This window comes from Aeromonas sp. MdU4 (assembly GCF_041929505.1).
Taxonomy (GTDB): Bacteria; Pseudomonadota; Gammaproteobacteria; order Enterobacterales; family Aeromonadaceae; genus Aeromonas.
Genome location: NZ_JBHFMW010000029.1, coordinates 36,841 through 49,527, shown reverse-complemented (window position 1 = coordinate 49,527; position 12,687 = coordinate 36,841). Strand labels below are relative to the sequence as shown.

At 60.9% G+C, this 12,687-nt stretch carries 9 protein-coding genes; 3 read left to right on the top strand and 6 right to left on the bottom strand.

The features are described 5' to 3' along the window. The first annotated feature begins 20 nt into the window (after positions 1 to 20). A complete protein-coding gene (locus ACE1BR_RS17395) occupies positions 21 to 947 on the top strand; it encodes a 1-aminocyclopropane-1-carboxylate deaminase/D-cysteine desulfhydrase (protein ID WP_374872451.1) in 927 nt (308 codons plus the stop codon). Between the two features lie 4 nt (positions 948 to 951). Here ACE1BR_RS17395 and ACE1BR_RS17390 read toward each other — a convergent pair whose 3' ends face one another. Further along, entirely contained in the window at positions 952 to 2,880 is a 1,929-nt protein-coding gene (locus ACE1BR_RS17390) for an EAL domain-containing protein (protein ID WP_374872449.1), read from the bottom strand. Between the two features lie 490 nt (positions 2,881 to 3,370). On the opposite strand from ACE1BR_RS17390, the gene ACE1BR_RS17385 reads away from it, so the two are divergent. Both ACE1BR_RS17385 and ACE1BR_RS17380 read left to right on the top strand, forming a co-directional pair. Further along, positions 3,371 to 4,900: an EAL domain-containing protein gene (locus tag ACE1BR_RS17385; RefSeq protein ID WP_374872447.1), complete on the top strand. Its 1,530-nt coding sequence runs from the start codon at positions 3,371 to 3,373 to the stop codon at positions 4,898 to 4,900. A gap of 217 nt (positions 4,901 to 5,117) precedes the next feature. Further along, positions 5,118 to 6,215 carry a calcium:proton antiporter gene (locus ACE1BR_RS17380; RefSeq protein ID WP_374872445.1) on the top strand — a complete coding sequence of 366 codons (1,098 nt, stop codon included), beginning with the start codon at positions 5,118 to 5,120 and terminating at the stop codon, positions 6,213 to 6,215. A 138-nt stretch (positions 6,216 to 6,353) separates the two neighbouring features. Here the strand turns inward: ACE1BR_RS17380 and hutH are convergent, their stop codons facing one another. The 5 genes from hutH to hutC all read right to left on the bottom strand — a co-directional run bounded on the left by hutH (position 6,354) and on the right by hutC (position 12,685). Continuing rightward, the gene (gene hutH / locus ACE1BR_RS17375) at positions 6,354 to 7,886 is read right to left on the bottom strand and encodes a histidine ammonia-lyase (protein ID WP_374872443.1); all 1,533 of its coding nucleotides are present in this window, start codon (positions 7,884 to 7,886) and stop codon (positions 6,354 to 6,356) included. 4 nt (positions 7,887 to 7,890) lie between these two features. Further along, the gene (gene hutU, locus ACE1BR_RS17370) at positions 7,891 to 9,600 is read right to left on the bottom strand and encodes a urocanate hydratase (RefSeq protein WP_374872441.1); all 1,710 of its coding nucleotides are present in this window, start codon (positions 9,598 to 9,600) and stop codon (positions 7,891 to 7,893) included. A 53-nt stretch (positions 9,601 to 9,653) separates the two neighbouring features. Next, positions 9,654 to 10,598, bottom strand: coding sequence for a formimidoylglutamase (hutG, locus tag ACE1BR_RS17365; RefSeq protein ID WP_374872439.1), 945 nt, complete (start codon positions 10,596 to 10,598; stop codon positions 9,654 to 9,656). Next, complete coding sequence (gene hutI, locus ACE1BR_RS17360) at positions 10,591 to 11,826, bottom strand: imidazolonepropionase (protein ID WP_374872437.1); 1,236 nt, start codon at positions 11,824 to 11,826, stop codon at positions 10,591 to 10,593. The genes hutG and hutI overlap by 8 nt, the downstream gene beginning before the upstream one ends. Before the next feature lie 154 nt (positions 11,827 to 11,980). Further along, positions 11,981 to 12,685: a histidine utilization repressor gene (gene hutC, locus ACE1BR_RS17355; RefSeq protein WP_374872435.1), complete on the bottom strand. Its 705-nt coding sequence runs from the start codon at positions 12,683 to 12,685 to the stop codon at positions 11,981 to 11,983. Positions 12,686 to 12,687 lie beyond the last annotated feature (2 nt).

Genomic DNA, 12,687 nt, shown 5'->3' with positions numbered 1-12,687 from the left:
GATAAAAGACGGACTCACCTTTGCAAGCCGACCCTCACTCCGAAGCCACGGATGGCCTGGCCATCCTGCCCTCCCCACTGCTACTCATCCAGCATCCCTTGCTGACGCGCTATGGCGTCGAACTCTGGTGCAAGCGGGATGACCTGATCCATCCAGCCATCTCCGGCAACAAGTGGCGCAAGCTCAAATACCATCTGCACTATGCCCGTGAACACGGCAAACACCATTTGCTCTCGTTTGGCGGCGCTTACTCCAATCATATCCACGCGTTAGCGGCTGCAGGGCGCCAATCTGGTCTTCGTACTACCGGTATCATACGGGGCGAAGTGGATGCCGTCAGTAACTCTACCCTGAGGGATGCCAGACGCTGGGGCATGGATCTCGTTTTCGTCGATCGCCAGAGTTATCGGCGTCGGCAGGATCCTGATTGGCTGGCGCAGTTCGAGGCACCAGATACCCTGATCGTCCCGGAAGGGGGCAGCAGCCCACTCGCCATCCCCGGGGTAGCCGAGCTGGTAGACGAACTCCCTTTCTCACCGGATCTCTGGGTACTGCCCTGTGCCAGCGGCGGCACCCTGGCGGGCCTGGTCGCTGGCAAACGGGAACGTGAGCAGATCCTCGCCATCGCGGTGCTAAAGGGGGGCGGCTTTATCGCCGACGAAGTGCGCCGTCTTTACCCGGCCGCCGCTACGCGCCTAGGCTGGCGGATCGCGCTGGATCACCACGATGGCGGTTATGCCAGATTCAGCCCGGCGCTCTGGCAGTGGGTACAGGATTTCAGCGCTGAAACCGGCCTGCCGCTGGAGCCCATCTATAGCGGCAAAGCGATGTGGGGGCTGTTTCGCGAACTGGAAGCTGGCCGTGTTGCCCCGGGCAGCAGGATCGTCTTTATCCACACTGGCGGCATGCAGGGGTTGGCCGGGCTCAGGGAGCAGAGGCGATTCTGACTCGTCAGGCGTCGGCAGCGCCCATGACCAGCCGCTCCGGCGGGGCAAACCAGGGACCTTGCCCCGCATGCACCCCGAGGTGGCGCAGCATATTCCACTCCTCACCACTCTCGACACCCACCGCCAGTACCCGGGTCGGGGTATTGGCACACCCCCCCACCAGACTGCGTACCGCCATCTGATTGACCTGGCGGGTATGGATCTCCCGCACCAGGCTGGGATGCAGCTTGAGGAAGTTGATCTCGAACTCCTTGATGTACTGGGTGCTCACCACATCCTGACCAGCATGATCGATGGCCAGCTTGCAACCAAGCATCCGCAAGGAGCGCAATGGCCGCTTGAGCGCTTCGAAGTGGCGGGTTACCTGAGATTCGGAGAGCTGCAAAACCAGCCGCTCATTAGTGCTGCGCGGCAGTTGGAACAAGTCGAAGAAGAGCCAGCGCTGGAACTCGCGGTTGAGCAGACTCTGCGCGCTCAGGGTCAGGCTGATGGGGCAGCTCTGCTCGGAGCGCTGGCGCAGCAGCCTCAGGGTCTGTTCAACGACCAGTCGATCCAGTTGCAGCAACAGGCCCACCTTCTCCGCCATCGGCATGAAGATCCCCGCCTGCAGGGCTCTCCCCTGTTCGTCATGGATATAGGTCAGCAGCTCCTGCTGCAATATCACCTGGCCATGATCCTGCTGGATCGGCTGGATATAGAAGTCGATGCCATGCTCCTCGAGCCGACGGCTGATGAGAGTGCGCCAACGCACTGTGCCTTTGCTGCTCACCTCCTCATCCAGCTGCTTCTCGAAGAGGAACCAGCCGTTGTGCCCCTGCAGGCGGGCACTCTTGAGGGCCAGCTCGGCCTCCTCCTGCACCTTGAGCAGCGAATCCTGCGCCTGATAGCAGACCGCGCCGAGATAGACCGCCGTCTCCGGATTGACCTCCTGCGGCCAGTGAAGGCGCTGCAGACTCTTGAGCAGCTGGCTGGCGCTATCCACCATCTCGCTCTCGGACATATTGGGCAGTAATACGGCAAACACCTGACCGGCGTAACGAGCCTGCAAAGCACCACTATGCTTGCGCACAAAGGCCCCGATCGTCGCGCTCGCCTCCAGCATCAGGTCATGCCCCAGCAAGTCGAACTGCTCGGCCTCCAGATCCTCCAAGCAGGCGAGATCGATCAGCAACACGCCGCCGCTCATCACGCTCGCCTCCATGATGGCGCTCTCGAGCCGGTTGTCGAAGAAAAGACGGTTGCCAATGCCGGTCATCTTGTCGACGAACGCATTGCTGCGGATGAAGTTATCGAAGCGGCTGCGCTCCTTGCGGGCATCTGCCAACTCGGCCAGCAGATGATCAAACGCCTGACTGGCGGCCACCGGCCACTCTTCGGCGGGATCGTGATTCAGTTTGGAGAGTTTGTCATCGAGGATCAGCTGGGCGCGTTCGGCCAGCAACTCGGCACCGCGCAGTTGCTGGCGCAGCCAGCGAATGGAGTACCAGAGGCCGAACACCACGATAAAGACGCCCAACGAAACGCCGGACATCGCCTTCATGGAGTACTCTGCCTCCTTGAAGGGGCGCTCCAGTTTTAAATTGACCTGCATACCACTCTGATGAGCAAGCGCCTTGCTGTATGGCAGCAACAGCTGCTCATCAACCGAACGCTGCACATCGCGAAACCAGTAGACTCGCTGGTCATTCTGACGCACTTCCAGCTCAACCACATGGGAGGCTCGCAGCAGCGTCGGCAGCCAGTGGCTCATCTCATCCATCTCATGGGCGGAATCGAACTGCTTGTCGATCACCTCAACCAGCGCATTGACCTTCTTCTGCTGCAGCTCCATCCCCAGCTCGCGAAAACTGATTACACCGCCAACCAGCACGGTCGCCATAGCGGCAATCACGCACAGGGTGATAAACGAGACAAGCTGTGTAGTGAGTTTCATGCGCCTTTCCGTATGCCCAGCATCATCCTTGTGACCTCATGGTAGCAGCGGCGATCGGAGCACTGCTATGGATGAAGATCCCGCTTCTGCAATTTAAGCGGGCAGCATACTCAAAGCGCGGAGAGAATACCAAGGATGGTGCGAGAAGAGGGAAATAGCGGGCAGAAAAATGGTCCCTGATAAGGGACCAAAAGGAACACTCATATCAAAACTAACACTCTGTGCTACTGACAAAAAAACAGATACAGGAGTATTGAACACACGGTGAGTCAAACCGCAGGGGTACTTTAATCCAGTTCGGATAAGCTGGGCAATTGTCATTTATGACAGGTCAGCGATTGAATCTAGCTAAAAGTTAATAATAAAAGCATTTAAAATCATATAGTTGAAAAAACATCCAACAAGTGCGATCAGCGTGATTCAAATTGATTGCACTAATGCTCTATTATGGGATTTCTCATTTGTGTCTCATAAAGTAGACAGGTCCCTTATGCAACCCATCCGCCCACTGTGGAACAGCTTGTTGCTGTTTATCGTGCCCATCATCATCGGCCAGCTGCTTGCCCCCTGGCAGAGCACACAGATGGCCTATCATCTGCTGCAACAAAAAGTGACCGAAATAAAAATGGCCACCGAAGAGCGCAATCACGAACTCGACATAGCCCTCAGCAGTCAACTGGCAAAATTTGATTTCAACTGTGGGGCCAATGACATGGCGCTACTGCGCGACCCGCGCTTCTACAGCACTCATATCCGCTTGCAGGGACTGGAGCTGGCATCCGGTAAAAGCTGCTCCAGCCTTGGGCTGGGTATTCCACTGATCCACGAACTTAATCACGATGAACTGCCAGCAAGCAAGTATGGCCTGACAGCCACCACCGCCAGATTCAATACCGAACAGGAGGTTGTCGCCTACGCCAGAGTAGGCGACAACCTGGCCTACTGGGTACTCGATAACAGCTGGAGCCACCAGCTGATACAACACTCCTGTACCAACTGCTTCTATCTTGAATTCACCCAGCGGCATCAGGGCATGGCCCCGACCCTCTTTCCCCGTGGGGACAGGTCTATCAAGACGGAAAACAGCAACTACAGCCAGAGCTTTCTGGATCAGCGCCAGCTGATCAAACAAACTGTCTGGGCTGGCAAGGCACTGAAAGAGTACGCACTCCAGCAGGTAAAACGTTATGGACTCTGGATTGGCATCGCAGTGGGCTGTTTATTGAACGCGATCTACTGGCTTCTGCGCAGCTACAGGCGCTCCCTCAAGGGGCTGTTGCAAACAGGGCTGGAACATCGTGAATTTATTCCTTTTTACCAGCCCGTCGTGGATACCCGCTCCCACCAGGTGGTTGGTTTCGAGGCCCTGCTGCGCTGGCAGCGAGGGAGCGAGCTGATCCCCCCCAACACCTTTATCGATTACGCGGAGGAGCAGCAGCTGATCCTGCCGATGACCGAGCAGCTGTTGCAACAGGTCATCAACGACCTGCCACTACTGGCGCCAGAGCAGTGGGTCAGCGTCAACGTGGTCGCAGCCCATATCGAGCAACCCTTGCTGCGCACTCTGCTCAGCGACTGCCACCACCCCGCCCCCACCCGGCTCACCTTCGAGCTGACCGAGCGCAAGCCGATCCTCGATATCCAGGCGGCGACCCGGGAGATCACCCTGCTGCAGCAGTTGGGGTATCACTTCAAGCTGGATGATTTCGGTACCGGCTACGGCGGCTTTGCCTACCTGCAGAGCCTGGGGATCCGCCAGATCAAAATCGACAAGATGTTTGTCGATACCATTGGCACCCATGATCTCAAGCGCAGCGTACTGGATGCCATCATCGCCTTTGGCCGCAAGTCGGGCATGGAGATGATTGCCGAGGGTGTTGAAACACAGGAACAAGCTGATTATCTCCATCAGCAGGGCGTCTATCTGATCCAGGGCTACGTCTTTGGCAAACCCATGAGCCTGACAGAGCTAGCGGACTGGCAACAGGAGTGGCAACTGCAATACCCGCAGAGCGCCTGACGCTGCGGTGACAACAATGGTTCCCTGCCCCTTACTCGCGCAGGGATCATTTGCCCAGCCACTTCAACCCTTGATTTACATTCAGCAACAAAATGATCTGCCCGCACTGGGATAACTGCCTTTATCATAAGGGGGCTGGTTGTCGTGTAATCGATAATTGTGCTCCTTGTCCATTTTTTCCCGGTCATCCCGGCCCCCCAGAAGAGAACCATTGCCTATGAAGACAGTTATCCGGCAAGAGATTGCCCTGCCCGTCGGCCTGCTGACCCTGCTCTTTTTCAAGACGCTGGGCAGTGACCTGCTGACAGAGACAACTCCGCTCGGGATCTATCTTCCGGTATCGGCGGGGCTGCTTGCCATCGTCACCTGGGCCATCTTCTCGGTAGTGCGCCATTCCGATGCCCTCGCCATCAAGCTGGGCGAGCCCTTCGGCACCCTGATCCTCACCCTGTCGGTCATCTCGCTGGAGGTGGTGATGATCTCCTCGGTCATGCTGACCGGCGAGCCCAATCCGGTAATGGCCCGCGACACCATGTTTGCGGTGGTGATGCTGGTGACCAACGGTCTGGTCGGTTTTACCCTGCTGTTTGGCGGCTGGCGCTACCACACCCAGAGCTTCAATCTGGACGGGGTCAAATCCTATCTGGTGGCCATTATCCCGCTGGCGCTGCTCTGTCTGGTGCTACCCAATTTCACCGAAGGGGGCACGGTTGGCAGCATGTCGCGCGCCATGTCATGGATGCTCATCACCATCTCGGTACTGCTCTACGGGGTCTTCCTGCTGATCCAGACCCGCAGCCACAGCCACTTCTTCGTCGACAGCGACCACGAGGATTATGAGGAGCACCACGGCCCGCTGCAGAGCAACGTCTATCACACCCTGCTGCTGCTCGCCTATCTGGTGGTGGTGATCCTGCTGGCCAAGACCCTCGCCATCCCCATCAACTACGGGGTCAAGGTGATGGCGGCGCCGCAGGCGCTCGGCGGCTTTATCGTCGCCTGTATCGTGCTGGCGCCCGAAGCGGTTGGCGCCATCAAGGCGGCCATCAACAACCAGTTGCAACGGGCGATGAACCTCTACTTCGGCTCGGTGCTGGCCACCATCGCCCTCACCGTGCCCGCCGTGCTCTTTATCGGCTCCCTGCTGGGTCAGGAGGTGCGACTCGGTCTCGACCCTGCCGACATGGTACTGCTGGTCACCACGCTCATGGTGTGCAAAGTGACCTTCAGCAGCGGCCGTACCAATGTGCTCCATGGTGCCACCCATCTGGTGTTGTTCGTGGTCTATCTGTTCCTGATGTTCGAGCACCAGTGACCGACTATCGCAGAGACGAAAAGACCGCCCGATTGGGCGGTCTTTTGTTATCAGATCCAGGATCTCACGGACGCCAGTGAAGCGGCTTCCCCCTCATCCCCAACCCTTCTCCCGCCAAGGGAGAAGGGGGAGCAAGGCTTACAGGCTCGGCAACACGCCGGCCGGGATCAGATCGTTGTAGCTGGCACGCCCCAGCAGCGCGGCGGCCGCTTCGATGTCCGGCGCGAAGTACCTGTCCTTGTCGTAGAAGCTGACCTCTTCCCGCAGGCGTCCCTTAGCCAGCTCGATCAGCTCGGTACTGCGCAGCGGCGCGCGGAAATCCAGCCCCTGCGCCGCCGCCAGCAGTTCCACCGCCAGAATGCCGCGGGTGTTCTCGGCCATGTCCGCCAGTCGACGGCCGGCGAAGGTCGCCATGGAGACGTGATCCTCCTGATTGGCGGAGGTGGGCAGGCTGTCCACCGAGGCGGGATGGGCCAGGGTCTTGTTCTCGGAGGCAAGCGCCGCCGAGGTGACCTGAGCGATCATAAAGCCGGAGTTGACGCCGCCGTTGTTGACCAGGAAGGCCGGCAAACCGGACATCCGCGAGTCGATCAGCAGCGCCATACGCCGCTCGGACAGCGACCCGATCTCGGCGATGGCCAGCGCCAGGTTGTCGGCGGCGAAGGCCACGGGTTCGGCGTGGAAGTTGCCGCCGGAGAGGATATCTTCATCCTCGGCAAATACCAGCGGGTTATCGGAGACCGCGTTGGCCTCGCACACCAGCACCTCGGCCGCCTGGCGGATCTGGGTCAGGCAGGCCCCCATCACCTGCGGCTGGCAGCGCAGGGAGTAGGGATCCTGCACCTTTTCGCAGTTGTGATGGGACATGCCAATCTCGCTGAGATCCCCCAGCAGGTGGCGATAACAGGCGGCCACATCAATCTGGCCACGCTGACCGCGCACCGCGTGGATCCGGGCATCGAACGGCCGGCGACTGCCAAGGGCGGCCTCCACGCTCATGGCGCCGATGGTGATGGCACCAGCAAACAGATCCTCGGCGTGGAACAGCCCCTCCAGCGCAAAGGCAGTGCTCGCCTGGGTGCCGTTGAGCAGCGCCAGCCCCTCTTTTGGCGCCAGCGCGATGGGCTCGAGCCCGGCAATTTTCAGCGCCGTGGCGGCGTCGATCAGCTCGCCCTTATGACGGGCCTTGCCTTCACCGATCAGCAGGCAGCTCATATGGGCTAGCGGTGCCAGATCGCCTGAGGCACCGACGGAGCCCTTCTTTGGCACCACCGGATAGACTTCGGCGTTGATGAGCTGCATCAGCGCCTCCAGCACCGCCAGCCGGATGCCGGAGAAGCCCCGCGCCAGCGAGTTGAGCTTGAGCACCATCATCAGCCGCACGGTGGCGTCATCCATATAGGTGCCAATCCCTGCCGCATGAGAAAGCACGATGGAGCGCTGCAACTCGTCCAGCTGCTCCACCGGAATGCGGGTGTTGGCCAGCAAGCCAAAGCCGGTGTTGATGCCATACACCACCCGGTTCTGCTCGATCACCTTGGTGACCACGGCAGCGGAGGCGTGGATCCCCGGCAGGGCGGCGGGATCCAGCGACGCGTGTACCGGCCCGCGGCTGACGCGGCGCAGGGTGGCAAGATCCAGCTCGCCCGGAGTAATAGTCAATTCAAACATGGTGTTACACCTTTCCTTTGACACCGTGGGCGCCGCCTAACATCGGTAGATCCAGTTTCGCCTCGTGGGCACAGTTGATGGCAATCTCGTAGCCCGCGTCGGCGTGACGCATCACCCCGGTGGCCGGATCGTTGCGCAGTACCCGACCGACGCGGCGAGCCGCATCGTCGGTGCCGTCGCAGACGATCACCACGCCGGAGTGCTGGGAGAAACCCATGCCGACCCCGCCGCCATGGTGCAGGGAGACCCAGGTCGCACCGCCAGCGGTGTTGAGCAGGGCGTTGAGCAGCGGCCAGTCGGAGACGGCATCTGAGCCATCCATCATCGACTCGGTCTCGCGGTTCGGGCTCGCCACCGAGCCGGAATCCAGATGATCGCGGCCGATGACGATGGGGGCTTTCAACTCGCCGTTTTTCACCATCTCGTTGAAGGCCAGACCCAGGCGTACCCGATCCTTGACCCCAACCCAGCAGATCCGTGCCGGCAGCCCCTGAAACGCGATGCGCTCGCGGGCCATGTCGAGCCAGTTGTGCAGGTGAGGATCATCGGGGATCAGCTCTTTCACCTTCTGATCGGTCTTGTAGATATCTTCCGGATCGCCGGAGAGGGCTACCCAGCGGAACGGGCCGATCCCCTCGCAGAACAGCGGGCGGATATAGGCGGGGACGAAGCCGGGGAAGTCGAAGGCGTTTTTCACCCCCTCCTCAAGCGCCATCTGCCGGATGTTGTTGCCGTAATCCAGAGTCGCCGCACCGCGGGCTTGCAGGGTCAGCATGGCTTCGACCTGACGAGCCATGGATCGACGAGCGGCCAGATTCACCTCCTGCGGCGCACTCTGTTGCAGCTCGCGCCACTTGGCAACGCTCCAACCCTGCGGCAGATAGCCGTGCACTGGATCGTGGGCAGAGGTCTGGTCGGTCACCACATCCGGGGTGATGCCCCGGGCCACCAGTTCGGCAAAGACGTCGGCGGCGTTGCCGAGCAGACCGACGGAAACAGCGGTGCCGCTCTGCTTGGCCTCTTCGACCATGGCCAGCGCCTCATCCAGAGTGTGAGCCTTCTTGTCCACATAACGGGTGCTCAGACGAAAATCGATGCGGGTCTCGTCGCACTCGACGGCGATCATCGAGAAGCCGGCCATGGTGGCAGCCAGCGGCTGGGCACCGCCCATGCCGCCAAGACCACCGGTCAGGATCCAGCGCCCTTTGGGTTCGCCGTTGAAGTGCTGGTTAGCCACCGCGAAGAAGGTCTCGTAGGTGCCCTGCACGATCCCCTGAGTGCCGATGTAGATCCAAGAGCCGGCGGTCATCTGGCCGTACATCATCAGGCCCTTCTTATCGAGCTCGTTGAAGTGCTCCCAGTTGGCCCAGTGCGGCACCAGATTGGAGTTGGCGATCAGTACCCGCGGCGCATCCTTGTGGGTCTGGAACACCCCGACCGGCTTGCCGGATTGCACCAGCAGAGTCTGATCCTCCTCGAGCCGGGTCAGCACCTCGACGATCTTGTCGAAGCAGGCCCAGTTGCGGGCGGCGCGACCGATGCCGCCATAGACCACCAGCGACTGGGGATGCTCGGCCACCTCGGGGTCCAGGTTGTTCATCAGCATCCGCAGCGGCGCCTCGGTGAGCCAGCTCTTGGCGGTCAGTTCGATGCCGCGCGGGGCACGGATCACGCGGTTAGGATCATGACGGGGATCCTGCTGTTGCACAGACATACACACTCCTTGTTGTATCAATAGGGTGCCTTCGGCGATGTGCGGCCAAAGGGTTAACGGGTCAACAGATGAACCAGCCGCGCGGCCACGCGGGCACTGCGGTTGTCCTGATCCAGCGTCGGGTTGTACTCGGCCAGATCGGCAAGCCTGAGCTTGCCGCAGGCCCGGATATAGGCAATCAGCGGTTCGATCACCGCCAGCTCCACGCCACGGGCGGCGGGAGCGCTCACTCCCGGCATCACGGCACCGGGCAGCACATCGAGATCGATGGTGAGGTAGAGGTGATCACAATCGGTGATAAAGGTGTCCAGCCCGCTTAGCAAGGCTGGCAACTCGGTCTGAGTCATCGCCTCATCCAGCACATGCCACACTCCCAGCGCCTCGGCGCGGGCAAACAAGGCTTGGGTATTGGCTGTCTCGGCCACCCCGAGACAGGCGTAGTGAAACGACGTGCCCTGAGCGGCGCACTGCTCGGCGATCTGGAAGAAGGGGGTGCCGGAGCTCGCCAGTTCCAGCTTCATCCGCAGGTCGAAGTGGGCATCGAAATTGATAATGCCGACCTTGCCACTACCGCCCAAATGACGGTTAAGGCCACTCCAGCTGCCGAAGGCCACCTCGTGGCCGCCCCCCAGCACCAGCGGAAAGTGACCCAAATCGAGCGCAGCAGCGACCCGCTCGGCCAGACGGCCGTGGGCGGTGTCGAGATCGCCATCGGGGCAACTCACATCCCCACCATCGTAAACGGGTCGAGTCAGATGCCAAGCGGTGTTGGCCAGCAGCTTGCGTACCGCCATCGGCGCCCCGGCAGCGCCGACACGCCCCTTGTTGCGGCGCACCCCTTCATCGCAGGCAAAGCCGAGCAGCACCACCCCGGCAGCCTCTTGTGCCCCTGCGGCCCAGGTCTGCACCTTGTCGTGCCAGCGCAGGGCCAGCTCGCCATCTTCCGGATCCTGGCGCCCCTGCCAGAGCGACATGTCGACCGGGTTGAACTTATCCATGGAGGGTCTCCTCGCCGTTGAAGATGCGGCCTGCCAGCTGATCGACGCCGACCATGTAGCTCAGCTCGGCCGGATGGGCGCAGTGCCAGATCAGGAAATCGGCCGCCATCCCCACCCTGAGCTGGCCAAGGCGTTCCTGCTCGCCAAGCGCTTTGGCGGCGTTACGGGTCACCCCGACCATCGCCTCCACCGGGGTCAGGCCAAACAGGGTGCAGGCCATGTTCATCGCCATCCGCAGCGAGACGATGGGGGCGGTGCCCGGGTTGATGTCGGAGGAGACCGCCATCGCCACCCCCGCCTTGCGCAGGGCGGCGACCGGCGGCAGTTTGGTCTCTTTGAGAAAATAGAAGGCGGTGGGCAGCAGGGTGGCAACCACGCCGCGCTGGGCCAGTGCCAGGATCCCCTGCGGATCCAGATACTCCAGATGATCCACCGAGAGAGCACCGAAATTGGCGGCCAGGGTGCTCCCCCCCAGATTGGAGAGCTGATCCATGTGGCCCTTCACCGGCAGGCCATATAGATCCGCCGCCAGATAGACCTGCTCGGTCTGGGCCAGCGAGAAACCTATGTGTTCGCAGAATACATCCACCGCATCGGCCAGCCCCGCGTTGGCGGCGGCCGGGATGATCTCCTGACAGATGGTCTCGACCCAGCTGTCGGGGTCATTGCGATACTCCGGCGGCACCGCATGGGCCGCCAGCAATGTGGTCTTGACCCGGATCGGCAGCGCCTCTCCCAGTCGGCGGGCCACCCGCAGCATCTTGAGTTCATCATCCAGCGTCAGGCCATAGCCGGATTTGATCTCCACCATGGTGACCCCTTCGCGGATCAGGGATTTCACCCTCGGCAAAGCCAGCTCAAAGAGCTGCTCCTCGCTGGCCTCACGGGTGGCACGCACCGTGCTAACGATGCCACCGCCCCGGCGGGCGATCTCGGCATAGGGCACCCCCTGCTGACGCAGCTCGAACTCCTCGGCGCGACTGCCGGCAAAGATGAGGTGGGTGTGGCAATCGATAAGGCCGGGGGTGACCAGCTTGCCCTGCATATCCTGCCAATGGGCGGGATGCGGCCCCTTCAACTCGGCCATCGGCACCAGGGCATGGATCTTGCCCCCCTTTACACCGATGGCGTGGAGCGGCAACAGGCCGTAGTCGACCAGTTCGGCATTCAGGGTGGCGGGCGTCACGTTGAGCCAGACCCGCTCGCAGTTCAACAGTTCCTTGTTCATAGCGACCTCAAATGTATATACATATCCTTATAATCGATCCATCCGGCGAAAGAAAGAGCAGGATTCACATCCTGATAACAGCATCACGCTTAGAGTTTAAGCACAAAAAAGCCCACCAGAGGTGGGCTTGAGAGCAATCTATTTGTATATACAATCAGGACAACTGCGCCTTGGAGCTCAGCTTGTAGCGAGAACCGGGGGAGAGCAATCTGGCGTAGGAGACCAGATATCCTTCCGACCAGGTGCGCCTGTGCAACAATAGGCAGGGTGTATCCACGCGAATTTGCAACAATCCCGCCTCACCGGCGCTCGGCAACACGGCTTCCACCACGTGCTCCATCTCCGACAGCGGACAAAGTGCCATCAGATAGCTATTGGGAGTCTGGCAGGTAAAATCCTGCTCACCGTAGCCCGGCAGCCGCTCGGCATCGACGAAACGCTCCTCCAGTTGCAGCGGTTCACCATCAGCCTGATGGACGATCAGGCTGTGAAAGATGGGGGCGCCGACCCGCAGCCCCAGCTGCACCGCCACCCTCTCGTCGGCAGCCAGTCGCTGTAGCCGGATCACCCGGGCGCTGTATTCACTGCCCCGCTCGGCAATCTCGTCGGCGATGTTGCGAATGGCCAGCAGCGGCGATTCGGTGCGCCGATCCGCAACGAAGCTGCCGGATCCGGCGGTACGCACCAGCCACCCCTCGGCTACCAGTTCGCGCAGCGCCCGGTTGACCGTCATCCGACTCACCACAAACTGCTCGCACAGAGCGGCTTCGGTCGGGATCCGATCCCCCGCCTGATAGTGGCGTTCACGGATCCGATCCAGAATGTGCTGCTTGATCTGCAGATAGAGGGCTGGCGCCAACG